Origin of the sequence: Marinilabilia rubra, assembly GCF_003121985.1 — a bacterium.
GTDB lineage: Bacteria > Bacteroidota > Bacteroidia > Bacteroidales > Marinilabiliaceae > Marinilabilia > Marinilabilia rubra.
The window spans coordinates 107,122-131,680 of record NZ_QEWP01000008.1; the positions used below are offsets into that span (position 1 = coordinate 107,122).

17 protein-coding genes are annotated in these 24,559 nt (G+C 41.5%); 13 read left to right on the plus strand and 4 right to left on the minus strand.

Features of this window, described 5'->3' with window-relative positions:
- Positions 1–61: 61 nt before the first annotated feature.
- From sov to thiL, 3 genes are all read right to left on the minus strand, one after another.
- Positions 62–7,495, minus strand: a complete 7,434-nt coding sequence (gene sov, locus DDZ16_RS11400; RefSeq protein ID WP_109264601.1) for a T9SS outer membrane translocon Sov/SprA — start codon at positions 7,493–7,495, stop codon at positions 62–64.
- Positions 7,496–7,523: 28 nt separating this feature from the next.
- Positions 7,524–8,105, minus strand: coding sequence for a Holliday junction branch migration protein RuvA (gene ruvA, locus DDZ16_RS11405; protein ID WP_109264602.1), 582 nt, complete (start codon positions 8,103–8,105; stop codon positions 7,524–7,526).
- Positions 8,106–8,230: 125 nt separating this feature from the next.
- The gene (thiL, locus tag DDZ16_RS11410) at positions 8,231–9,289 is read right to left on the minus strand and encodes a thiamine-phosphate kinase (RefSeq protein ID WP_109264603.1); all 1,059 of its coding nucleotides are present in this window, start codon (positions 9,287–9,289) and stop codon (positions 8,231–8,233) included.
- Positions 9,290–9,519: 230 nt separating this feature from the next.
- On the opposite strand from thiL, the gene sufB reads away from it, so the two are divergent.
- The 7 genes from sufB (at position 9,520) to queG (ending at position 16,334) form a co-directional block, all read left to right on the plus strand.
- Positions 9,520–10,968 carry a Fe-S cluster assembly protein SufB gene (gene sufB / locus DDZ16_RS11415; RefSeq protein WP_109264604.1) on the plus strand — a complete coding sequence of 483 codons (1,449 nt, stop codon included), beginning with the start codon at positions 9,520–9,522 and terminating at the stop codon, positions 10,966–10,968.
- Positions 10,969–11,046: 78 nt separating this feature from the next.
- Positions 11,047–11,802 carry a Fe-S cluster assembly ATPase SufC gene (gene sufC, locus DDZ16_RS11420; protein ID WP_109264605.1) on the plus strand — a complete coding sequence of 252 codons (756 nt, stop codon included), beginning with the start codon at positions 11,047–11,049 and terminating at the stop codon, positions 11,800–11,802.
- Positions 11,803–11,845: 43 nt separating this feature from the next.
- Complete coding sequence (gene sufD, locus DDZ16_RS11425; RefSeq protein ID WP_109264606.1) at positions 11,846–13,237, plus strand: Fe-S cluster assembly protein SufD; 1,392 nt, start codon at positions 11,846–11,848, stop codon at positions 13,235–13,237.
- Positions 13,238–13,309: 72 nt separating this feature from the next.
- Positions 13,310–14,530 carry an aminotransferase class V-fold PLP-dependent enzyme gene (locus tag DDZ16_RS11430; RefSeq protein ID WP_109264607.1) on the plus strand — a complete coding sequence of 407 codons (1,221 nt, stop codon included), beginning with the start codon at positions 13,310–13,312 and terminating at the stop codon, positions 14,528–14,530.
- Positions 14,531–14,575: 45 nt separating this feature from the next.
- Positions 14,576–14,998, plus strand: coding sequence for a SufE family protein (locus DDZ16_RS11435; RefSeq protein ID WP_109264608.1), 423 nt, complete (start codon positions 14,576–14,578; stop codon positions 14,996–14,998).
- A gap of 52 nt (positions 14,999–15,050) precedes the next feature.
- A complete protein-coding gene (locus tag DDZ16_RS11440) occupies positions 15,051–15,368 on the plus strand; it encodes an SUF system Fe-S cluster assembly protein (protein WP_109264609.1) in 318 nt (105 codons plus the stop codon).
- Between the two features lie 15 nt (positions 15,369–15,383).
- Positions 15,384–16,334, plus strand: a complete 951-nt coding sequence (queG, locus tag DDZ16_RS11445; protein ID WP_109264610.1) for a tRNA epoxyqueuosine(34) reductase QueG — start codon at positions 15,384–15,386, stop codon at positions 16,332–16,334.
- A gap of 170 nt (positions 16,335–16,504) precedes the next feature.
- Here the strand turns inward: queG and DDZ16_RS11450 are convergent, their stop codons facing one another.
- A complete protein-coding gene (locus DDZ16_RS11450; RefSeq protein ID WP_109264611.1) occupies positions 16,505–16,915 on the minus strand; it encodes a secondary thiamine-phosphate synthase enzyme YjbQ in 411 nt (136 codons plus the stop codon).
- A 213-nt stretch (positions 16,916–17,128) separates the two neighbouring features.
- Between DDZ16_RS11450 and DDZ16_RS11460 the strand changes: the two genes are divergently transcribed.
- The 6 genes from DDZ16_RS11460 (at position 17,129) to DDZ16_RS11485 (ending at position 24,525) form a co-directional block, all read left to right on the plus strand.
- A complete protein-coding gene (locus DDZ16_RS11460) occupies positions 17,129–17,980 on the plus strand; it encodes an alpha/beta hydrolase (protein ID WP_109264613.1) in 852 nt (283 codons plus the stop codon).
- On the plus strand, positions 17,970–18,965 hold the full coding sequence (locus DDZ16_RS11465; RefSeq protein ID WP_109264614.1) for a GSCFA domain-containing protein: 996 nt from the start codon (positions 17,970–17,972) through the stop codon (positions 18,963–18,965). The genes DDZ16_RS11460 and DDZ16_RS11465 overlap by 11 nt, the downstream gene beginning before the upstream one ends.
- A gap of 700 nt (positions 18,966–19,665) precedes the next feature.
- Complete coding sequence (locus DDZ16_RS11470; protein ID WP_109264615.1) at positions 19,666–21,603, plus strand: amylo-alpha-1,6-glucosidase; 1,938 nt, start codon at positions 19,666–19,668, stop codon at positions 21,601–21,603.
- Complete coding sequence (locus tag DDZ16_RS11475; RefSeq protein ID WP_109264616.1) at positions 21,600–22,901, plus strand: glycosyltransferase; 1,302 nt, start codon at positions 21,600–21,602, stop codon at positions 22,899–22,901. The genes DDZ16_RS11470 and DDZ16_RS11475 overlap by 4 nt, the downstream gene beginning before the upstream one ends.
- A 63-nt stretch (positions 22,902–22,964) precedes the next feature.
- The gene (locus DDZ16_RS20740; protein ID WP_158275654.1) at positions 22,965–23,111 is read left to right on the plus strand and encodes a hypothetical protein; all 147 of its coding nucleotides are present in this window, start codon (positions 22,965–22,967) and stop codon (positions 23,109–23,111) included.
- Between the two features lie 52 nt (positions 23,112–23,163).
- On the plus strand, positions 23,164–24,525 hold the full coding sequence (locus DDZ16_RS11485) for a glycoside hydrolase family 57 protein (protein WP_109264618.1): 1,362 nt from the start codon (positions 23,164–23,166) through the stop codon (positions 24,523–24,525).
- Positions 24,526–24,559: the final 34 nt, after the last annotated feature.

The following is a 24,559-nucleotide window of genomic DNA, read 5'->3' on the forward strand; positions in this document are numbered from 1 at the left end:
CTCTCCAAAATTAGATAATTTTTTAGGAATTATCTAACAGAAAATTTGGATATATTTTACATTACTGTGCCAATGAAAAACGGAAGCTGACCCCAACGTTTGTATTATATGTCGGGTAGGACGATGAAATGTAAGGATTGTTTATTTGTTTATCGTAAAAGAGTTGCACGTTAAATCGGTCGCTCAGGACATAATCTGCCGTTATTTTGAGGGTCGTTACTTTTTGCCCGGCAGTCATCTGGTTGGATTGCTCCTGAATTTTTCGGATGATGGAAAAGTTCTCACGGAATGACAAATCTGCCCTTAGGTTTAGATCTGAAGATATTTTCTTTTGACTGTCCGACTTCCCGAGAATCATATCCATTTGGTCAAATCGGTAGCCCAACCCAATTACCCATTCATTATTATAGTTTTCTATTAACTGATTGTTGTTAAGACTCAGATTCAGGATCCGACCTTTTTTATATTCGGCCCGGGTGCTGAAGTTACCGGCCCAGGTAATGTTGAATTGAAGGAAGGGCGAAAACTGCTCTGCTATTGTAACACCGTTTATAAGATATTTGGGGATAAAATTGTCTTGAGCATCTCTCACAAAGCTCAATCCATCACCATTTTTCTCCCATTCCAGGTTGGTTTGATAATTTCCGATGCTGTAGGTTGATGAGTAGGCATGACTAACATCAAATGACTTAATGTATTTCTTCAGAAAACTGATTTTGGAGAGACCTGTGTAGTTGATGCGCCAGTTTGGTTTTAAATGCATCAGTGAAGGGAAGGTTTCCGTAAAAATATTGTCAGCGCTTTTGCCTGAATACGCAGCCAGAAAAGCCGGAACCAATACCTCCCTGGATGTTAGATTGTATCCGTCCACTCCGGATATTACCTCATGTCCAAGATCAGGATATCCCGAAGGGTTGTAAGCCAGACCGGCTATATTGGTGTTTTCATAATCGCCGGTTTCGGGATAATTGGATCCAACCCGCTTTTCTCCCAGTCTTTGGGCAATGACCTCGCGATTTTCAAGAAACTGGTTAAATGCTTCCGATTCGTACGTTCCGGATCGTTCTACATTTTCGAAAGCAGTTGCAAGGGTGTTAAAAGACATAGAGAAGCTTCCGGATTCTGTTGTGTTAAAAACCCCTCTGAATTGATCTCCATTAAAAAGATAGTACTCGTTCATATTGTTGGAATACCGTCTGCTGGCATTCAGATCAATCCTCAGTCCATCGATGGGTTCTATTGTTGCCCTGATACTCAAATCTTCTGAGTGGGTCATAATGTATGGACTGTTGAGTGTGCTGTCGGTCGTTAACCAGTTATTTTCGACTGCTTTCATTGCAAAGTCACGATCCTGCCAACCCAATAAAAATGGAATACCGGGGGCTTTTGTGCCTCTCACATTCTGGTTGCCCAGAAACCCTGATTCCGGCATGTAGCCCGGAAGAGCAGTTCCGTTATTGGATGAATACGAGATAGACACATTTTTTATTCCGGTAGCAATTTTGAGAAGGTTGTCGGCAACAATTTTTATGGGTGAAGTTGCCAGCTGTCTTTGACCGGTGATAAGTGTTCTGGCATTGGATATCTTGCGTGAGGCGGTAAAGGTAACTGTGTTGGCATCAATCACCTGGGTTTGGCCTTGTATCGGACGACCGTTGCTGTCAAAGATTCTTACCTGCACATCCCTTGTATCCAGTTTGTGCTCAATGGTAAGAGGGGTGTCTTTCTCAATGTTCAGGTTATGGCTTGTGAAACGAAGACGCTCACCCCCCCCGGCTTGCCTTTGAGGGCGTGACAGGTTCTGAATATACTGAACCTTGTTGAACAAACCTGTGAAATTGAGTTGAGCATTACCTTGTATGGTGTTGGAGTTCCGTATGGTATTTCCCCAGTTGTAATCTTCTTTTGTGATAGGGCCTTGCTGCCAGTTAAACAAAGCTCCGTAGTTGACATTGGCTGAAGTCCAGTCCATCATAGGGAGCTTATTGATGGGCAATCTATAGCTGGCGTTAATATTGTGCTGATAATTAGTGGTTCGTCCCAGAGACATAATGTTCCCCATTACTGAATCTTTCCAAAGCTCATATTCGTCTTTGTAAAGATCTCTGTTCACAGGTCCCTCCGGCTCATCAATCCTTGCATTGGTCGTAGTTCTGAAATCCACTTTCAGAGATTTTGAAAGATTATAGGTCATTTCAAAATAGCGGTTCCAGTTAAAATCTTTTCTAACAGAAACGGGAATCTGGAAATTTGGGTTGTTAACATTTCTCAACTGGGATTCAGTATAATCTCTCATCAACTCCCACCGGTAGTTAATCTGACTTGGTAATAAGTAAAAATTAAAGTCTCTGACCAATCGGAGCGCATTGCCTTTTACTTTTTTAAAGGGTTCAACAATCTTTGGTTGGGCTGAGTAGTTGTAAGCGAGAATTCCCCGGTAGTTTTTATCTGTTTTGTATTCGGTGTTTACATCCCGGTGCTCTGTTTCGTTGTATGAATAAGTTGCGCTGAGATTCGAAATGTCGTATATCTTTGCTTTATTTTCTTTAGGTTTCAGCCTTACATTTGTGAGGTTAAAACTTTTGCGTTTTGTATGATCTTCTGCCAAATCTTTGATGCTGTCTCTTTCCGTCTTTGTAGATGCATTATCCATAGCTACATCCATGGGGATGTCCGGATCGAGTGGGAAATATTCAGGAGTAGCGACTTGTTCGCTGACACTAACATACATTGGGGCCGATAATCTGGATTCAGGTCCCAGAAGTTTTCCTAATTCCAGGTTGGTGGCAATATCGTATTGGTAATAGTCTTCCTGACTGCGTTCGTTTACACTCTGTTCAATTCCGCCAAAGCCAATGGTTTGTACCTTTCCGGCCATAGAAATGCTTCCCAGATCTGCCAGTTTTACATTCATTCGGGCATTGGCTGCCCATCCCCCTTCTTCGTCAAAATCAGATAGTCTTAGCTCATTAAACCACACTTCTGTTGTTTTGTTGTTGATGGAGTTGTTGCGTATACCAATCATAATTGATCGTACATTGGCCAGGCTGGGATTACCTTTTATTCCCACATAATTGTCCGGGTTCTCCGGGTCTACCAGGATAAATTTCCGTGTGACAGCAGCATTGCTGTCACCTCTTCGGGTGGCATCATTTCGCTCAATCTTAATTTTCTGAAGCAGCTCAATGGGGATGTCGAAACGATTGTCCTCGGGCCATACAATAAATCTGTCGCTGGTGGAATTGTTACTGTAAGTGCCTGCAGGTGTCAGTTTTAATGGGATTTCGTATTCGTAATAGTTGTTTTTAAAATCAGTCCCCAGCCTTATGAAAGCCACAATCTCATCGTCTTCAAGAGGGTAGCCGGTAACCTCCTCTGCGTGAACTTCCATTTTAATACGCCTGTATTGGCGCATGTCCATGTTCAGAGTTTTGTAAACGGCTCTTGCATCTCCACCGGCAAGCTCACTTGCTTTTAGCACAATAGATTGTTCGTTGAGCTGTCTTATTTGCGGATTTCCCGGATCAATAACCCTGTCAATGCCGGGGGGAAGCACGTAATTGACCGGTTTTCTTGTGCCATTTTCCTCAATATTTACCGTGGCCACTTCAAATTGGGTTTGAGGAGAGGGGGATACCATGTCATCAATCTCAAAAAGTTCATCGTTGTATTTGCGCCAGTCGGAACGAACTAAATCCATCGTTGCAAATCTTAATATGACTGTATCTCTGAAGTTTTTAAGGTACATACGCATGAAACGTACCGAACTGAGATCCCTTAACTCGCCAACTGTGGTATCCGGTTCGCTAACCGGAACTTTGAATTGGTACCATTTAACAGAGCTGGTTTTCCCGTTTTTTAATTTGACAGTAGACTCTATTTCATCGGTAATAAAATTTTCTCCCACATTCATATTCTCGGGACGAAGATTGATGTGGTACTGAAAATAGCTTTCCGTTTCGCTAAGTGTATTATCACGGTTAATATCTTCACCATCCGGAATAGTTGATGAAGCTGTACTGTAGCTTTCATCAGAATATTCTGAGGGCACGGAGTTGCCCTCGGGGTTGTTAAAGTTTTTGTAACGATCAAGGATTCCGGTTTCAGCTCTGTCAAAATCGCTTCCTCTGTAATGGTGATAATCATCTGCTGACGGGTCGTTCATGATTTCCTTGTGCGCTTCTTCAGAAAGGCCACCTGATCCAAACAGGTTGTTGACCATCTGGATGAAGGGGTGTGGGTTTTTCTGGTAGAAGGTTCTTTCATCATCAGAGTTTAGCCCATCCAGACCAATGTCCTGCATAAACCGGGCCTCCGGGTCGTTGCTGAAGGCATTTACCAGACTTTGCTTCGTTGGAATGTAACCCCATGCGGTGCTGTCTACAGCAAAAGGATCTTCCGGGCCTGGCATTCCCTGCTCAAAAAACTTGCGGGAATCGCGAAGAATGTCTTCCGAAATATTACCAAGGTTGATATACATGTCACCACCCTGGTTAGGGCCATCTTCGTATACAAAAGGGTCCATCACCCAGAATTCAATGTATTCAACATTGGCAGACTCAAAGTCACTGGTTTGAATTTCGCGCATGATACCGGCCCATCTTTCCTCAGGGTTATTAAGTTTTCCTTCGGGAGAGAGATTGGTGTCAAAATTGTATGGGCCACGCTCATCGGGGTAATAAGCAAGGTTGAGAACCGGAATGTTAGTGGGTTCTCCGTAAGCGCTCTCCCGGTAAGGGAATATCTCCTTCTCAAAAACTTCCCGTACAAAATGGCTGGATTGCTGTTCGGGATTTTGTCGAAGGTGACCGGGTGTTAGATTGTTATTTCTTAAAAACAGTGGATCAATGACGTACCAGGCAATTTTAGCCCGGTTGAATCCATAAGAGAGGTCGTCAATATTTCCAGCCTCGGGAAACTCAGCGCTTTGTCCCTGAGGTGTACTTGCCAGTTTCCAGGCTGTCCAGTTTTTGATATCAATTGGAATCTCGCTGCCCTCAAAATCATCTATGTAGGATGTGCCCTCTTCCTCTATGACATTGGGGTGTCCCGGTACTAACTGAGCAAATTCTCCTTCAAATGAGACAGAGGAGGGGGTTGTGGTTTCTACCATGGGCAGCTTGTCAATGAGATTGGTGAGGCCATTGGATTCCGTGTAATATGCGGTGTTTAATCCCCATATTGTATTGGCAATTGGTTCGTCGCCAAAGTTTACCTTTTGTGTAAGCGGACGTTCCCTAAGGTGCATCAGGGTGGCGCCTACATTGAAATCTTCATTGAACTGATAATTCAGGTGGGTTCCAAGCAATGTCTTGGTCTGGAGATTAAACATTTCCTGGCTCTCCAGGGAGACCTGGATGGGTGTGCCTGATTCCAGAAGGCCTTCATTTAGTATTCTGATGCGTCCGGTGGTGTAGTCTACTGAGTAATCCTGGTTTTCAGTCAGTCGAATACCACCTGCTGTTACCACAACTGAACCTTCGGGGATGTTGAAAGCATTGAGGGATATTTCGCTGCTGACAGAAGATTTGTACGTTCCGCGTAGTTTAAATTTGTTTTTCTCAGCAAACTGGGAAGCCACTGTTAAAGTGGAATCATAAAGCGCATTGAAAACATACTTGTCAATTAATGCCGGATTTCCACTGAGCTTTCCCTCCAGATGCTGTCCAAATGGTTCAACTACAGGGAATACAACCCTTCCCTGATCTGCAAGAATGGTGTATCCGGGCACAAAGTCAAACGTTCCGTCGGGATAGGGTTCCTGGTTCCCGTCCAGTCTGTCGAGTCCCATTACGCTTATTAGCAACTCTCCATTTATTCCTCCTTCGTCCGGTTTAGGACCTTCGGGAAAGTAATTGATGAAAGAGCCTTGGGAATCATCCAGATAAACGACATCCATAATGAAATCTTCGGGACTTACCTGATAGGCTCCAATGGCATAAATGTTTTTCATCATCAAATCCCAGGTCTTTACCCTTGGAGAAAGTAAGGTTCCTTTAAGAAGTTTTAAGTAAAGACTACTGGGCGCTTCAATTCCGCTGGTACTGAGTTCTCCAACTTTGTAAACCTGGCCATTGTAAGTGTATTCATATGCTACTGCCAGAACTTCATCATCGTTAAGAGGGCTGTTAAGAGAGATGTACCCCAGCTTGCTGTGGAGGGTGTATTGAGATTGATCCAGCAGACGGGCATTTTCAATTTTTTCGTACTCTCGAGCGCCTCTGAATCCCTGAGACTCCAATGCTGCAAAGGTAGAGGAAACCTGGTTGATGTCACGGGCAGCCGAGTAAGTATTGTTCATCTGCTGGTAGAGATTGTTGGCGTCATTGGAAGGCAATGCTCCCGGTTGACCCGACCAAATTCCGGGATTGGTGAGATTATTACTGCTTTCTGCCAGATCCGCAAAAGCGATAATGTTTCTTGACTCATCAAAATCGTTGCTGCGGTTAGTTATCCACACCTCAATTTTTGTAATGTTAAAAGGGGAGTTTATCACCGGCAGGTTTTTCATCGCTTCATTATACCTTTCCCGAAAGTGGTGTGAAAGAAAAAAGTGCCTGTTTTTGTCATACTCGTCCGCACTTATTTCAAAATCCTGTTGCTGGGCTCCTCCCTGAATGTCCATGGTGGAAGTCTCACCTTTTTGTTGTGAGAAGATTGAAGTTACAGTTAGGCGGCCAAACTGCATTTCCGTTTTGACACCGAAAAGACTTTGACTACCCGTAATTAGTGTTCCCGGTAATGGCAAAGTAACGTTTCCGGCTTCCACTTTTTGCAGGATTTCATCTTCGTGACCGGTGTATTCCAGGTTGATTTGATTTTCAAAATCAAAGGTTGCCTCAGTGTTGTAATTTATGCCCATCCGGAGTTTGTCACCGATGTTTCCGGTTATGTTCATTTGTATTTTTTCCTGAAAATCAAAGGTTGTGGTTTTACGCATGCGTTCCTGAAGCGTGGGGTTATCAATGCGTGTATGATTAACTCCTATCTGCAGCTCTGCAATTCCCTGGGGACGTATATTGATGGTTCCGCTTCCAAAAATACTTTCTACCGCTTTGCCGGCGCCTATTTGGATACCACTCCCGCGGGGGGCTCCATCTGAGTCAAGTTTATTGTTATCCCAATAATTGAGCATGGATTGACGCATCTCTTTACGTCTGTACTCCTCTACGGTCATGGAGTAGGGAAGCTTAACAGGTATATCCCCTACCATTTTATAAAGGTTGACCAATCCTGTTTGGGGATCATACTCGGCCCGGTAAGATATATTTTCCGGTTGAGGGATTATCGGGGAGGTTTCCTCATCAATATTTTTGGTTACATGTTCGGGATGGGCAATTCTTTTGAAATCAAATTGAGTCGTATCCGGCTGCTGCATCACCTGGGAGTTTTGTGGTGATTGAAGTCCGGGGTGGCCGGGAGTGGCTCCCACGAATGCAATCAGGGAGGTTAGAGCCAGAGAAAACAATATATGTTTAGAGTATTTTTTCAGCATTCAACTAGGTGCAATTGATAAAGGAGTCCTACAACATCTTAAGGGCATACTTAATGATCTCTTCAACTTTACTTCCCGGGTTTTCCTTCAGGATTTTATTAATGACCTTCTGCGATGGTGCTTTTGAAAAACCCAACATCACTAAAGCAGATAACGCTTCTTCTACCTTTGTATTGTCTTCGGGGATAGGTAAATTTTGCATTTCAGCAGCCTTCCCAATTTTGTCCTTTAATTCAACAATGACACGTTGAGCTGTTTTTAGCCCTATTCCTTTAACACTTTTTATCTGATTGACATTTTCAGTTGATATTGCTATGTGCAGTTCATCAGGCGACAGAGATGAAAGCATCATTCTGGCAGTATTGGCACCTATGCCGGATACGGAAATTAACAGCTCAAAAAGATTTCGTTCTCTTGTTTCATTAAACCCATAAAGAGCATGAGCGTCTTCCCTGATGTGCTCATAGATGAACAGACGTGCCTCTTGTTTGTCTTTTAAGGCCTCAAAAGTGAAAAGGGAGATGTTAATAAAGTAACCAATACCCCGGTTCTCGAGAATGACATAAGCTGGGGTGGTTTGAGTAAGTTTGCCGGATATGAATTCGTACATGCTTGATTAATTAGGGTGTTAAAGAAAAAAATAGTGCAGACTGAGTGGTTACTTTAATAACAGAAACAGTTCAGTCTGCAAAGTTTTGATGATGCATTGACTGCAAATATAATATAAACAGCCGCTTAGTTTTTGCTTTCAGCATCTTCATTTCCCCATCCTCTTGCCTTTAATGCAATTTCTTCACCTGCATTGGTTTCGAGAGTGTATCCTTTTGATTCGGGGGTAATGTGACCGATTACAAAAATGTCTTTCAACGATTTCCCTTCTTTCTCTATCCGTTGATAATCCTCGAGGGAAATGGTGAAAAGCAGCTCGTAGTCTTCACCTCCATTCAGTGCTGCAACAACCGGGTTTATTTCCATTTCTTCACCCAGTGTATTTGTCGAATGATCTATTGGTAATTTGTTTTCATAAATGTTGCATCCGGTTCCTGAAGCTTTACACATTCTGATGAGTGCGGCTGCCAATCCCTCCCTGACTAAAGCCATTGAGGTTGGTTTCAGATGTGCGTTTTTGATTTGATCCAGCAAATCAAGTCGTGCTTCAGGTTTTAATTGCCTTTCCAATAAATAGTCGTACCCGCCAAAATCAGGATTTTTCTGACCTGTCTCTTTTAAAACCTGCTTTTCCCTTTCAAGGAGTTGCAGCCCCATAAAAGCGGATCCCAGATCTCCGGTTACACATATCAAGTCATTTTCCCGGGCCCCAATTCTTGTTGAAGGAGATGATTCGCTGGCAAAACCTATTGCTGATACGGCAATCGACAAACCCGTTAATGAAGATGAAGGCCGGAAATTTACTAAGTCTAAATCGTATTTTTCGCAGGCAGTAGCGACCCCCTCCATTAATAACTCAACTGCTTCGAGCGACATTTTTCCACTGAGACCAAGTGAAATGCTTATCTGTGAGGGTTTTGTGCCTGTGGCAATGATGTCAGATATTCCTGATACAACGGCTTTAAATCCCAGGTGCCTGAGTGGGTAATATGTGAGATCAAAATGAATGCCCTCCAAAAGCAGGTTTTGTGCGGTGATGAGTTTGGAACCTGAGCAACTGACGACAGCCGCGTCATTCTCAATCCCGGTCAGGCTGTTTTCGTTTCTTTTCGGGAAAGTCTTTTCAATATGTTCAATAAGACCGAAGAGACCTATTTCGGAAAGTGGTGTAATCTTTTTACTCATTTTTTGGCTTTTAGTGTGCAAAGATAAATGTTACTATGGACAAATTGTTTGAAGTCTTTAAAATAGTGTGAATAAGTTCTTCGAAAAGCAAAATAACTGTGTAAATTTAGATTTAATCTAAATGTTTGGTAACTTTGCAAAGTAATAAAAGAGTTTTTAGTCCTTTTGAGATTGAACCCTGCCTTTAGTTTGTTGTTAAATCCCCCAGGACTGCAAAGATTTGAAATGATATGGCAACAGAGCAAGATAAAATATTAGACGAAGTAACCAAAGGGGAATATAAATACGGTTTTTATACCGATATTGAGATGGATGCATTGCCCAAAGGTTTGAGTGAGGATGTTGTGCGTGAAATCTCCAGACGAAAGGGAGAGCCTGAGTTTATGCTTGATTATAGGTTGAAAGCCTACCGCAACTGGCTTAATATGAAAACCCCTGATTGGGCGCATCTGAACATTCCCGAAATTGATTTTCAGGACATTATTTACTATGCTGCTCCCAAAAGCAAACCTAAATTGGACAGCATGGATGATGTGGATCCCGAACTTAAAGCCACTTTTGACAAATTGGGAATTCCTCTTGAGGAACAAAAGCAGCTTGCCGGAGTAGCAGTTGATGCTGTGATGGATAGTGTTTCTGTAAAGACGACTTTTAAAGAAACACTTGCCGAAAAGGGGATTATTTTTTGCAGTATCAGTGAAGCCATTCGTGAATATCCTGATTTGGTGAAAAAACATCTCGGAAGCGTTGTGCCTCCCAATGATAATTATTTTGCGGCATTGAATTCTGCAGTGTTTTCAGATGGCTCTTTCGTTTATATTCCTAAGGGGGTAAGAAGCCCGGTGGAGTTGTCCACATATTTTCGGATTAACGCAATGAATACGGGGCAGTTTGAACGTACGCTGATTATTGCTGAAGACGACAGTTATGTGAGTTATCTTGAAGGTTGTACAGCTCCCAAGAGGGATGAAAACCAGTTACACGCCGCTATTGTTGAAATTGTGGCAATGGAACGGGCTGAAGTAAAGTATTCAACCGTACAGAACTGGTACCCGGGCGACAAAGATGGTAAAGGAGGTATTTACAACTTCGTAACGAAGCGGGGAATGTGTAAAGGCGATTATTCCAAAATATCATGGACGCAGGTGGAGACCGGGTCAGCAATTACCTGGAAGTATCCCAGTTGTGTGTTGATGGGTGACCACTCTTCCGGGGAGTTCTATTCTGTAGCCCTGACCAATAATCATCAGCAGGCCGATACCGGTACCAAAATGATTCATCTTGGTAAACATACCAAAAGCCTGGTGGTATCAAAAGGGATTTCAGCAGGTAAGAGTCAGAACAGTTACCGCGGACTTGTGAAGGTTTCGAAACGTGCCGATGATGCCCGAAACTTTTCTCAGTGTGATTCCCTGTTGTTGGGTGATAAGTGTGGAGCACATACTTTCCCTTATCTGGAAATCAACAATAATTCAGCTAAAATTGAACACGAGGCCACTACTTCCAAGATTGGGGAGGACCAGATCTTCTATTGTAACCAACGGGGCATTGCTACTGAAGATGCCGTGGGCCTGATTGTGAATGGTTACGTGAAAGAGGTCATTAATCAATTACCAATGGAATTTGCCGTAGAAGCCCAAAAACTTCTGGAGATTAGCCTGGAGGGAAGTGTCGGTTAACAATTTATTTGCACAAAAAATATAATGGGGGCAGAATTGCTTTCAAACAACAATTAATCATCTAACGATCTGATAAATATGCTTTCTATAAAGAATTTACATGCCAAAATAGAGGACAAGGAAATTCTCCGTGGGATTGACCTGAATGTTAAACCAGGAGAGGTTCACGCAATTATGGGACCAAATGGCTCTGGAAAGAGTACCCTCGCTTCAGTATTGGCAGGTAATGAGATGTTTGAAGTGAGCGAGGGAGAGGTGCTTTTTAATGATAAGGACATTTTGGATATGGCACCTGAAGACAGAGCCCGTGAAGGGTTGTTTTTGAGCTTTCAATATCCCGTCGAAATTCCCGGTGTCAGCATGGTTAATTTTCTTCGTACCTCACTCAACGAACTGAGAAAATACAGACGAGAAAAGCCCTTTTCAGCCAGTGAATTTCTGAAAATTATGCGCGAAAAGAAAAATCTGGTTGAAATAGACTCTAATCTCACCAACAGGTCCGTGAATGAAGGTTTTAGTGGCGGAGAGAAAAAGAAGAATGAGATTTTTCAAATGGCAATGCTTGAACCAAAGCTTTCCATTTTGGATGAAACAGACTCAGGATTGGACATTGATGCACTTCGTGTTGTGGCCAACGGGGTGAATAAACTAAAACGTCCTGATAATGCTACGGTATTGATTACTCACTACCAAAGACTGTTGGAGTACATTGTTCCTGATTATGTGCACGTTCTTTATCATGGTCGTATTGTAAAAACCGGAGGCAAGGAATTGGCGCATGAATTGGAAGCCAATGGATACGACTGGATAAAAAAAGAGTTTGAAGATCAATAGCTGGTCATTTCTCTTTTGAGTCGAACAATTAACCTACAATTGAATGGACAACGTTATCAAAAATATAATTGGGAAGGATATAAGTATTGGAGAACTTTTTGAAGAGTATAGATCTCAGATAGAAGAGCATTCCTCTGAGGTGCTCAATAGTTTCCGTGGCGAGGCTTTTGATACATTTCAGGAAACAGGAATCCCCTCCAATAAGGTTGAAAATTATAAATACACCAATCTTCAGCCTTTTTTTAAGGGAGACTTTAAATTTAGTATTGCCCCCGGAAAGTCGGAACAGAATGTAGAGGATGTATTCTCATGTGATGTTGATACCCTTGATACCTACACCCTTTATGTTGTAAATGGCTGGTATTATCCGTTGAATGATCTGGAAGGACTTCCTGCCGGAGTCAGAATAGGAAGCCTGGCTCAGTTATCCAAAGACGACCCTGCTTTTTTTAAAAAATACTACGGCAAAAGGGTTCCTTATCTTTCGGACGGAATTGCAGCCATGAATACAATGTTTGCTCAGGATGGATTTGTGATACACATCCCTAAAGGAGTGGTTGTTGAAAAACCAATTCAGATTGTAAACATATTGATGTCCGAAGAATCCCTGATGGCTACTCAGCGCAACCTTATCGTAATGGAAGAAAACAGTGAGGCCAAAGTTATGGTTTGCGACCACACACTTTCTACCGATAAGTTTGTGATGAACAGTGTTACCGAGGGGCACATTGCACGTGATGCCCGTCTGGATTTTTACAACCTGCAAAATCAACATAATGCAACCACTCAGGTGGCAGGTTTCTATTTTGAACAACATGAGAACTCACTGGTAAGCACCAATAATCTTACACTGCATGCCGGAGTGGCCCGTAACAATATTGAATTAAAACTTGCCGGTGAACATGCAGAAGGCCGGGCTTACGGCCTCTATCTTCTGGATAAAAATCAACATGTTGACAATTTCTCATACATCGATCACGCTGTAGCCGAGTGCTTCAGTGATGAGTTATTCAAGGGCGTATTAGACGACTATTCTACCGGTGCCTTTACCGGAAAAATAATGGTTCGCCCAGATGCTCAGAAGACCAACGCTTATCAGTCTAATAATAATCTTCTTCTTACCAATGATGCAAAAATCAATACCAAACCTCAGTTGGAGATTTATGCCGATGATGTAAAATGTAGTCACGGAGCAACGGTGGGACAATTGGATGAAGATGCTATGTTCTATCTTCGTACCAGGGGCATCAACAAAGAGGAAGCCACGATATTGCTGATGTATGCTTTTGCATATGAGGTGATTGAGAAAATTAAAGTGAAGCCGCTTCGGGAACAAATCCGTGGTTTGGTAGAACAACGATTTCGAGGGGAACTGGATAAGTGCCATTCATGTGTGGTATGCGGACAAAAGGGCACCGAAATTACCTGTTTGTAGACAAACGTTTTTTCTAAAATTTTTTCCGGTACGTGTTATGGACGGGTACCGGAATCGTTGTATTTAAAAGCTATGACCTTGGACATCCGAAAAATAAGAAACGATTTTCCTATTCTCAGCCAAACGGTTCATGGTAAACCGCTGGTTTACTTCGATAATGCTGCGACAACTCAAAAACCCACATCGGTAATTGAGGCTGAAGCCGATGTATATCGTAAATTCAACAGCAACATTCACCGGGGCGTGCATCATCTGAGTAATGTATGCACCGAAGCTTATGAGGAAGTCCGAAAAAAGGTTGCAGATTTTATTAATGCAGAGTCAAAGGAAGAAATAATCTTTACAAAGGGAACGACAGAATCTGTAAATCTGCTTTCATCAAGTTTTGGAGGATCATTTCTGAAAGAGGGGGACGAGGTGATATTGACAGAAATGGAACATCACTCCAATATTGTGCCCTGGCAGCTACTGGAAAAAAGACAAGGCATTAAGGTAAAGGTATTACCTGTCTCGGATAAAGGAGAATTGGATGTTGAAGCCTTCAAAGGGCTGGTTTCTTTCCGTACAAAGATGGTAGCTGTGACTCATATCAGCAATGTGATGGGAACGATTAATCCCATCAGGGAAATAATTGAATTGGCCCATTTAAAGGATGTTCCCGTCATGATTGATGGAGCTCAGGCCATTCATCATGTGCCTGTTGATGTTAAAAGTCTGGATTGTGATTTTTATGTTTTCAGCGGACATAAAATGTATGGACCAACCGGAGTTGGAGTGCTCTATGGTAAAAGAAAGTGGTTGAAAGAGATACAACCCTACCAGGGTGGAGGCGAGATGATTGATAAAGTCGCCTTCAGCGGAACAACATATAACGATTTGCCTTATAAGTTTGAGGCCGGTACACCTAATTATGCAGGTGTTATTGGCATGGGAGCAGCAATTGACTATTTATTAACCAATGATCGTGAGTCCATATGGTCTTATGAGCATGAGCTCTTTGAGTATGCTTTGGAAAAGATGAAAACCATTCCGGGTATTCGATTCATTGGTGAAGCAGAGAACCGTACAAGTGTTATTTCTTTTTTGTTAGGCAACTCGCATCCATTCGATGTGGGTACTTTGCTTGATAAATTAGGATTCGCTCTTCGCACCGGGCACCATTGTGCACAGCCGTTGATGGACAAGATGGGGATTCCCGGAACTGTGAGGGCTTCTTTTGCTTTTTACAATTCCCGCGAGGAGGTCGATCGATTGGTTGAGGCTCTTAACAGAGTTGGGGCAATGCTTGGATGACCACAAAAGGTTTTCTGAAGTTTCTATCTTTGCAAAAAAAATATCATGACAATAAAAGAGAAACAAGACGAAATCATTGAGGAGTTTTCAGCTTTTGACGACTGGATGGATAAATACTCCCTGCTCATCGAATTGGGCAATGAATTAGATTCTTTTGACGAAGCCCATCGAAAAGATCAAAACCTGATTGAGGGATGCCAGTCGAAAGTATGGCTGCATGCCGAGTTGAATGATGGTAAAATTGAATTTCAGGGAGACAGTGACGCTATAATTACCAAGGGTATTGTTGCTTTGTTGCTCAGAGTCTTGTCTGGTCACACTATGGATGAAATATTGGATACAGACCTTTATTTCGTTGATGAAATAGGACTTAAGGAACATTTATCACCTACTCGCAGCAATGGTTTGGTGGCCATGATTAAGCAGATTAAAGCCTATGCACTTGCCTTTAAAGCCAAACAGGCATAGGATTGAACTACAGGCTGGTGCGGATTGTTTTTTACAGAAAAAGGGAAAAGCCATGAGTACAGAATTTTTAAATATTGAAACGGATATTGTAAAAGCTCTTAAGACAGTGTTTGACCCGGAAATTCCGGTTAACATATACGATCTGGGGCTTATTTATGAAATTGAGGTACGTGAAGAGGGAAAAGTGAGAGTGGTGATGACACTTACCTCACCCAACTGTCCTGTAGCAGAATCGTTGCCCGAAGAGGTTTATGATAAGGTATTGGCTGTTGAAGGCATTAATGAGGTTGAGCTCAATCTTACATTTGACCCGCCATGGTCAAAAGATATGCTTTCGGAAGAAGCCTTGCTTGAACTGGGATTGCTTTAATCAAATCTTATTTCTATGGATTTGGTGCTGGAACAACGGGCAAAATTAATCCGGGAGTTTGCACAGGACCTTGGGTTTGATGACGTGGGGTTTGTATCTGCCGAACCCATGCAGAAAGAGTCTGACTTTCTGGAGCAATGGCTTGAAAAAGGCTATCATGCCGGAATGGATTACATGGAAAGGAATTTTGAAAAACGTACCAATCCGGCTAAGTTGGTTGAAGGTGCAAAGTCCGTTGTAGTATGTCTTCAAAATTATGCTCCATCAAGAAAGGAGAAACCTTCAGGCGATTATAAGATCTCCAAATATGCCTATGGAAGAGACTATCATAAAGTGGTAAAGAACCGTCTGAAAAAACTCTTTACCTTCATACAATCAGAAGTGGATCCCCAAGCGGATGGTAGGTTTTTTGTTGACTCTGCTCCCGTTTCAGAGCGAGCCCTGGCTGCCAGTGCCGGTTTAGGGTGGAGAGGGAAAAATACCAATCTCATTCATCCCCGGTTAGGATCTTTTATTTTTATAGGAGAAATAATTCTAAACATTGATTTACCGTCAGGTTCTCCTATCAAAGAAGCTTGTGGGGGTTGCACTCGTTGCATCGAAGCTTGTCCCACAGATGCCCTCAGATCGCCTTATGAACTTGATTCCAATCGCTGCATCTCTTACCTGACCATTGAAAATAAGGGGAGCATATCAGCCGAATTTGCCGGGAAAATGGAAGACTGGATCTTTGGCTGCGATATTTGTCAGGATGTTTGCCCCTGGAACTGGAAAGCAAGGCCACATTCTGAGCCGGATTTTAAATTATGGCCGGTTTTCAAGAATATGGAAAATCAAAGCTGGGAGGAGCTCGATGCCGGTTGTTTTGACGAAATCTCCCGAGGCAGCCCAATACGCAGAGCAGGATTTGATGGGATTAAGAGAAATATATCTTTTGTGGTGAATGCCAAAGATCCCGATAATTAGAAACTGTTTAAATTTTGTTTTTGGAAGATGTTTTTGAAGATTTGAGTTCTTAGACAAGTCAAAATTGACACGAATAGCAACGCTATTTAAGGAAATTTTGACGAAGTATAAGAGCTCAAGACCAGAAAACATCCCAAAGGATAAAACTTAAACAGTTTCTTAGATAAGCCTTATTTTTCGGAATCATAAACAGTAACTACTATTCTTCTTTCTTGCCTGGGGCCATCAAACTCGCAAAGGAAGATATTTTGCCATGTTGAAAGCCCAATTTCACCATTAGTAATCGGGATTGTTTCGGAAGGTCCTACAATGCCGGCCTTTAGGTGAGAATCCCCATTGTTGTCCTGGGCGTCATGTTGCCATATTCCATGAGGGATTATTTTTCGCAGCCAGTTTATGACATCCGTTTGAACCGAATCGTCCCAGTTTTCCTGAATCATTATTCCTGCAGTTGCTCCCTGAACATAGACATTTGCCAATCCTGTTTGTATATTGCACTGGGAAATTATTTTTTTGACCTGGGTCGTAATGTCCAGGAGCTGATCATGTTGATGGGTTTGAATTGTAATTGCCTTTTGCATGTTTAATCCTTTTTCTGATTTTTTTCATCCGAAAGCTAAGTTAAGACAATCCATTTCGAAGTCAAAAGAGGTATTTGAGAAATATTATATTTTTGTTTGTTTGCAAAAATTAACTAAATTTAGCGGTCCCGGAGGCACATTCTTTGCAGCACGTTTTAACGGTTATGCATATGTTTGTGAGCTTTATTCACCTTAGAAAAATCCATCCCTGAAATGCAAAACAGAGAGTTTAATCTGGTTGCCAGCGATGGCACCTTTCTGGTAGGTCGATTTTGGAAACCAAGTGGTTATCCTGCTGCAGTGATCTGTCTTGTACATGGTATAGGTGAACACTCAGGGCGCTATCACAGTTGGGCGCAGAAATTCTGCAATGACGGTTTTATGGTTTACTCTGTTGACCTTAGAGGGCATGGATTATCTGAAGGTAAACGCGGGCACATCGATCACTTATCTAATTATCTCGATGATATTAATAGTCTCGTTCGTAGAGTAAAGCATAATTGGGATGATATTCCCATATTTATTTACGGGCACAGCATGGGGGGAAATCTGGTTCTTAACTTTTTGCTAAGAAAGAGGCAGGATTTTTCAGGTGCCATAATTACCTCGCCATGGTTGAAATTGGTCCATCCACCTTCACCAATCGTTTTAAAATTGGCTGAGACTCTGGATAAAATATTTCCCAAATTGATTTTTCATACCGGGATAAAATCGACACAATTAACTTCTGATACCAACGAACAGGAAACGAGTGATAATGATTCTTTGATGCATGGTCGAATATCGCTTCGTTTATTTAATGAGCTCCATAAATCAGCTGAGGAACTAATTGAAAGAAGCAGTCGGATCGTAATTCCTGTTTTTTTTGCTCATGGCACCAGGGATGAAATTACCGATATTGAGACAACCCGCAATTTAGCTGATAAATTGGGTGAAACTGCTACCTTTTATGATGCACAGGACGCAAAGCATGAAATTCACCGCGAACCAGTTTCAGATAAACTATTTGAAAGTGTCACATGTTGGATAGACCTAGTATTAAAAAGAGTTGAGCATGCCATTTGAATTTCGAACTGTTGTTGATCCCGGTATATTTGAAGACAGAATCGATGTTGGGTCTCCGGTTTTTTTAATAGGTTCTTGTTTTGCCGATAATGTGGGTGAAAAATTATTGGAGAGCCGGCTTCATTCGCTGACAAATCCTTTTGGAGTTTTGTACAATCCTGTTTCAATAGCCAAAAGTATTGAAAGGATTATCAATCGGAATTTTTGTGAGAAAGAAGAGTTGGTCTTTCATAATAATTTATGGCATCACTTCGATTTTCATGGGCGGTTCAATAATGCTGACCAGGATCTTGTCTGCGATGCGATAAATGAGGAGATTGAAAGAGCACATGCTTTTCTTGGGAGATCTGAATTTCTTATTATCACTTTTGGTTCCTCTTTTGTTTATGAACGTAACGATACTTCCGAAATAGTAGCTAACTGCCACAAGTTTCCAAATAATTTCTTTGACCGATATAAGCTGGAGCCTGATGAAATTGTTTCTCTTTATAAAGATTTGATTATTTCTCTTCGGATTTTTAATCCCAATTTGAAAGTGATTTTTACCGTTAGTCCTGTTCGTCATTGGAAAGACGGGGCACATGGTAACCAGTTGAGCAAGGCAACATTGCTTTTAGCCATTGATAAGCTTTGCAATTTGTTTGAGAAAATATGGTATTTCCCGGCTTACGAGATTATGATGGATGATCTGCGAGATTACAGGTTTTATGAACCAGGCATGCTCAATCCTTCTGGTCAGGCTGTTGATTATATTTGGTCTCGTTTTACTGAAGTGCTTTTTTCAGAGAAGGCACAAAAATTCATATCCCGGATAAGAAAGATTCATTTGGCGCGCCAGCACCGATTTCTTAATGCCCCCGACGAACGATATTTCAATTTTATTCGCAAAAATCTCCAATTGATTGAGGATATTCAGCGACAGTTCATGGAAGCAAATTTGGAAGATGACCGCAATTATTTCAGTTCTTTGGCTGAAAAAAAATAAGTCCTGTCCTTTAGGTTTTTATATCCTCTTCATCTTCATAAATCCACTGATAGGGGAGGGATAATTTTTTCTGTCGGTTAATAAAGGTTAATTAATGTTTTTGTTTCGATAATAATTATTTTATCTTTAGTACAACAAAAACAGGAATTCTTTTCAGGAACATGGGGCTTGAGTCGAAAAGATTTATCGGCCTGCTTTGAGGTGAATCGTTCCAAAATCAATCATTCTAAAGGTTAAATGGAAAAGTTGAAAGTTGGTGAAAACATCTTTCAAAGGTGTATTTCGTCTCGTAATAAGTTGAATTTCATAATTATGGAAACGTTTTAATATACCGTTAATTTATTCAATAGATCGTTAGTCACAAAGCTCCGGGATAGATATAGGATAAATCATATAGTTCTGGTTGTTTGGGTTTTGAGTTGGGCTTACTCCTGGTCGCAAGTAGATGATTGTTTGCCTTTCACAAAAGCTTAACGGGGTATTGTTATCTTGTATTTGATGCATTGGTTGATTTCCTGAAAGCTCAATAAAAGATTAGAATGGTGTTTTTAACAATTGATTTTTGATATCATTCTCGTTAACTTGAATCCCGATATGAACTGCTGTTTTCAATAAAGAGTGGGGAGTATCTGGCCCCCAATAATTAATTAAATATGGAAGTTCTTAAAATGAAAAAATAAACTAACCTAAAATATATTATATGGCCTACTATCAACTTGAAAAAGCCCGGCTTGTTAATTTGGAATACGCCCTATACAGGGAAATTCTCAGAACCAACAGAGCCGGATCTTATTGCAGCACCACCATCATCGGTTGCAATACCCGTAAATATCACGGTTTATTGGTATGCCCGCTGGAGAATTTTGGTGGAGATCTTTTTGTTCTTTTATCGGCGTTGGATGTGTCGGTTGTTCAGCATGACCGGGAGTTCAATCTTGGTATCCACAAATATCAGGGCAGTCATTATGAACCTAAAGGACATAAATATCTTACCGGACTTGAGGTGGATGATATTCCCAAACGATATTACCGCGTGGGAGGTGTTATTCTCTCCACAGAAATGGTGCTTGTGGAAAAAGAAGAACAATTATTATTCAAAGTCACTCTTGAAGAGGCTCATTCAGATACCAAAATTCGCTTTAAACCTTTTCTGGCTTTTAGGAGTATTCATGAACTAACCCATCAGAATCTTAATGCCAACACACGGTACCAAAAGGTTAATAATGGAGTCTCGCTGAAAATGTATGATGGATTTCCCAGTCTCAATCTTCAGTCCAGTAAGGAAACCGAATTCATACCTGTTCCTGATTGGTATCTGGGCGTTGAATACCTTAAAGAACAACATCGGGGATACGCTTTTAAGGAAGATTTATTTGTTCCGGGATATTTTGAAACCGACATCCGGAAAGGTGAGAGTATTGTGATGTCCGCAAGTACTTCAGAGGTTAAGCCAAACGGACTTAAAGCTAAGTTTACAAGGGAAAAGAAGAAAAGAATTCCCCGCGACAGTATGATTAATAATCTCCTTAATTCAGGACAACAGTTTCTTTTGGACAAAGGAACCGATGTTCGCTTACTGGCAGGCTTTCATTGGTATGGAGAAAGACATCGCGATACCTTGCTTTCTCTTCCCGGTTTGTCAGTTTACCAGGAAGAAAAAAAGGCTTACAAGAATATTCTGGAGTATATCTCAAGGGAAATTGAGGAAAAATATCTATACAATAATAAAAGCCTTCTTAATAGAGACATTGATGTACCATTGTGGTTTTTCTGGACATTGAAAAAATGTCCTACCAATTGCAGTCCTGAAAATATCTGGTCCAAATACAAGGAGATTATGCAGGCAATTCTGGATCATTATAGAAATCTTGATCAGACAACTATGTATATGAACGGCTCAGGGTTGCTCTATGCAAAAAAGGCCGGAGTTCCTCTTACCTGGATGGAAGCAATTGTAGACGACGAACCGGTTACATGGCGTCCTGGCTTCACTGTTGAGTTAAATGCCTTGTGGTACAATGCTTTGATGACTTTTTCTGAACTTGCCAATAAAGCCGGGGAGGAAGAGATTGCAAAACCTTATCTGGATTTGGCGGAAAGAGTGAAGGATGCATTTGTTCCTGCCTTTTGGAATGGGGAAAGCGAGTGCCTCTTTGATTATGTTGACGGTAATTATAAGGACGCATCTATCCGGCCCAATCAAATATTTGCAGCTTCATTACCATATAGTCCTCTCTCCGTTGAGCAGCGGAAGGCTATTGTTGATGTCGTGAAAAAAGAATTGCTTACACCACGTGGATTAAGAACCCTCTCCCCACAGGATCCTAAGTATAAAGGTGTTTTTGAGGGGGGACAGCGCATGCGGGATAAATCAATGCATCAGGGGACTGTTTTTCCATGGTTGGCTGCTTTTTTTGCAGAGGCATACCTGGATATTCATAAGCAGGGAGGATTGTCTTTTGTTAAGCGGATATTAGAGGGCTTTGAGGAAGAAATGGGCAATCATTGTCTTGGATCCATCTCCGAGTGTTTCAATGGTAACCCGCCTCATTTAGGAAAAGGAGCGATATCAATGGCCTGGAATGTTGCAGGGGTTCTTCACATTATTTATTTAATCGAAAAATACAGTATCGCATGAGGGTATTAATGTTTGGGTGGGAATTTCCACCTCATATATCCGGAGGCTTGGGGACTGCTTGTTTTGGACTAACCCGCGGGTTGTCCTATATCTCCGATTTGCAGGTTTTATTTGTTGTGCCGAAGGCATACGGTGATGAAGAACAGCATGGGATTAGCCTTGTAGGGGCCAACAACGTACCTGTTAAGCATCGAAAACTCAATCTCAAACATTTCAGCAAAAAGCTTGATTATATTGAGGTGGGTTCCAGGCTTATGCCGTATACCGACCCGGATGAATATTATCAGATTCAAAAATCTAAAACCGAGAAAAAGGCTTTTCAATACATCCAGACCGATGAGTTTGGGAAAATCCCCTTTACAGGGGCCTATGGCGCCAGTTTATTACAGGAAATACATAACTACGGCCTGGTGGCTAATGTAATTGCACAGGATTATTCTTTCGATTTGATTCATGCCCATGACTGGCTTACTTATCCTGCAGGAATAGCTGCCAAAGAGGCTACGGGTAAACCTCTGGTAGTGCATGTTCATGCCACAGATTTTGATCGTAGCGGAGGTAGCGTTAACCCGGTTGTTTTCGATATTGAGAAAAGAGGAATGGAAGCCGCCGATAAGGTTATAGCAGTAAGTAACCTTACACGGCGTACTGTTATCGAGAAATATGGTATTCCCGCCGAAAAAGTGACAACTGTTTACAATGCGGTGGAACCTCTTGAAAAGAAAGATAAACCGGTATTTCAAAAAGGAACCAATGAAAAGGTAGTTACTTTTTTAGGGCGTATCACCATGCAGAAAGGGCCTGAATACTTTGTTGAAGCTGCCCACAGGGTGTTGCAGCGCATCGATAATGTGCGTTTTGTAATGGCCGGTAGTGGAGATATGATGCATCGGATGGTGCGACGGGCAGCTCAATTGAAAATTATGGATAAGTTTCACTTTACAGGGTTTTTGAGAGGAGATGAGGTTTTTAGTATGTTGGCGATGAGTGATTTGTATGTTATGCCGTCTGTTTCAGAGCCTTTTGGTATTTCCCCTCTCGAAGCCATGCAAAGCAATGTGCCTGTGTTGATTTCCCACCAATCGGGAGTTGCAGAGATACTTACCTACGCCATAAAGACAAACTTTTGGGATGTGGATGCTATGGCTGATTCTATTTATGGTGTTTTGAAATATCCCGCACTCTCCAAAATGTTTGTCAAGTATGGTAAAAAAGAAGTTGATTCCCTGAAGTGGGAGAAATCCGCGCTCAATGTTAAAGAGGTTTACGACTGGGCTGTTAAAGAACACAACCAATAAATGAGATATCCCGGGTTAGGTTGGTTTGCTGATTTAGAGTCGCTTCCGGAAAATCTTGAATTTATGGGAAAAGCATTGAAGCCCTGTTTTTACTTCATGAAAGTCGAAGCTCCGGGAATTGCATTTGAATGGAGCTTGGAAGAAAAGAATATAAATAGGAATAATAGAATGAAACAGGTATGGCTCAGTCTTTTTCCAAAAGTAGTATGAAAGAGACCAGTTGAGAGTTTCATACGATCATAAAATAGTAAATAATACAGTTATGAAAACAATATGCTTATACTTTCAGGTACATCAACCATTCAGATTTCGCCGTTACCGTTTTTTTGACATTGGTAATGATCATTATTACTTTGATGATTACACCAACGAGTCTATTCTCAATAAAATTGCCAAAGATTGCTATTTGCCGGCGAATGAACTTTTGTTGAAGATGATTAATAAACACAAGGGCAAATTTAAAGTGGCATTCAGTATCACCGGAGTTGCCATCGAGCAATTTAAACTATATGCCCCTGAGGTTTTGGAGAGTTTTCGGGCTCTTGCAGCTACCGGGCAGGTTGAATTTCTTGCCGAGACTTATGCCCACTCACTCGTTGCCTTAAAAGATGAGGAGGCTTTTAAAGATCAGGTGACCATGCATGCAAAAATGGTTGAAGAGCTATTCGGCCAGAAACCAAAGGTTTTTCGCAATACAGAATTAGTTTATTCAGATAAAATAGGGGATATGGTGGCTCGCATGGGCTTTAAAGCTATGCTGACAGAAGGGGCCAAACATGTGCTGGGGTGGAAGAGCCCAAATTTTTTGTATTGCAATGCTTTAAATCCCCGGTTGAAGATTTTGCTTAAAAACTTTAAACTGAGCGATGATATCGCTTTTCGTTTTGGCAATAAGGATTGGAGTGAGTGGCCTCTGACAAGTGCAAAATTTGCAAAATGGATTAAACAATTGGATAAAAAGGAGGAGGTGATCAATTTGTTTATGGACTATGAAACTTTTGGGGAACATCAGTCTAAAGAAACGGGTATTTTTGATTTTCTGGAACATTTACCTGCCGAAATTCTTAAGTATAAGGATATGAGTTTTTCTGTACCTTCTGAAGTTGCTTCCGAACTTCAGGTGGTAGCTCCTGCTAATGTTCCAAACCCCATTTCCTGGGCAGACGAAGAGCGGGATCTGACTGCATGGTTAGGAAATGAAATGCAACAGGAGGCTTTCGATAAACTCTATTCTTTGTTGCCAAAAATGAAAAGGTGCACCGACTCTAAGTTGATGAAGGATTGGAATTACATGCAGTGTAGTGACCATTTTTACTATATGTGCACCAAGTTTTTCTCTGATGGAGATGTACACGCATATTTTAACCCATATGAAACACCTTATGAGGCTTTTATTAATTATATGAATGTATTAAGTGACTTTACTTTACGGTTAAATGCAGCGGTTCCTTTTAACTCTGAAGAAAAGGAACTGGCTAATCTGGCAGGTATACTCGAAGAGCGAGACATTAAAATCAAGAAACTTGAAGAGGAGTTGCAAAAACTTCGGAGTCGAAAAAAACGAAACAGCAATAAAAAAAATCCAACGCAGAAAAGAACCCGCGCAAAGAAAGTTGAAGAGTGATACATAGGATAGTTCTATGTGAGTTAAGTAAAAA

Bases quoted from the DNA above. Each gene is read 5' to 3' on its own strand.
- sov (WP_109264601.1), bottom strand. From the start codon at position 7,495: ATGCTGAAAAAATACTCTAAACATATATTGTTTTCTCTGGCTCTAACC.
- ruvA (WP_109264602.1), bottom strand. From the start codon at position 8,105: ATGTACGAATTCATATCCGGCAAACTTACTCAAACCACCCCAGCTTAT.
- thiL (WP_109264603.1), bottom strand. From the start codon at position 9,289: ATGAGTAAAAAGATTACACCACTTTCCGAAATAGGTCTCTTCGGTCTT.
- sufB (WP_109264604.1), top strand. From the start codon at position 9,520: ATGGCAACAGAGCAAGATAAAATATTAGACGAAGTAACCAAAGGGGAA.
- sufC (WP_109264605.1), top strand. From the start codon at position 11,047: ATGCTTTCTATAAAGAATTTACATGCCAAAATAGAGGACAAGGAAATT.
- sufD (WP_109264606.1), top strand. From the start codon at position 11,846: ATGGACAACGTTATCAAAAATATAATTGGGAAGGATATAAGTATTGGA.
- DDZ16_RS11430 (WP_109264607.1), top strand. From the start codon at position 13,310: ATGACCTTGGACATCCGAAAAATAAGAAACGATTTTCCTATTCTCAGC.
- DDZ16_RS11435 (WP_109264608.1), top strand. From the start codon at position 14,576: ATGACAATAAAAGAGAAACAAGACGAAATCATTGAGGAGTTTTCAGCT.
- DDZ16_RS11440 (WP_109264609.1), top strand. From the start codon at position 15,051: ATGAGTACAGAATTTTTAAATATTGAAACGGATATTGTAAAAGCTCTT.
- queG (WP_109264610.1), top strand. From the start codon at position 15,384: ATGGATTTGGTGCTGGAACAACGGGCAAAATTAATCCGGGAGTTTGCA.
- DDZ16_RS11450 (WP_109264611.1), bottom strand. From the start codon at position 16,915: ATGCAAAAGGCAATTACAATTCAAACCCATCAACATGATCAGCTCCTG.
- DDZ16_RS11460 (WP_109264613.1), top strand. From the start codon at position 17,129: ATGCAAAACAGAGAGTTTAATCTGGTTGCCAGCGATGGCACCTTTCTG.
- DDZ16_RS11465 (WP_109264614.1), top strand. From the start codon at position 17,970: ATGCCATTTGAATTTCGAACTGTTGTTGATCCCGGTATATTTGAAGAC.
- DDZ16_RS11470 (WP_109264615.1), top strand. From the start codon at position 19,666: ATGGCCTACTATCAACTTGAAAAAGCCCGGCTTGTTAATTTGGAATAC.
- DDZ16_RS11475 (WP_109264616.1), top strand. From the start codon at position 21,600: ATGAGGGTATTAATGTTTGGGTGGGAATTTCCACCTCATATATCCGGA.
- DDZ16_RS20740 (WP_158275654.1), top strand. From the start codon at position 22,965: ATGGGAAAAGCATTGAAGCCCTGTTTTTACTTCATGAAAGTCGAAGCT.
- DDZ16_RS11485 (WP_109264618.1), top strand. From the start codon at position 23,164: ATGAAAACAATATGCTTATACTTTCAGGTACATCAACCATTCAGATTT.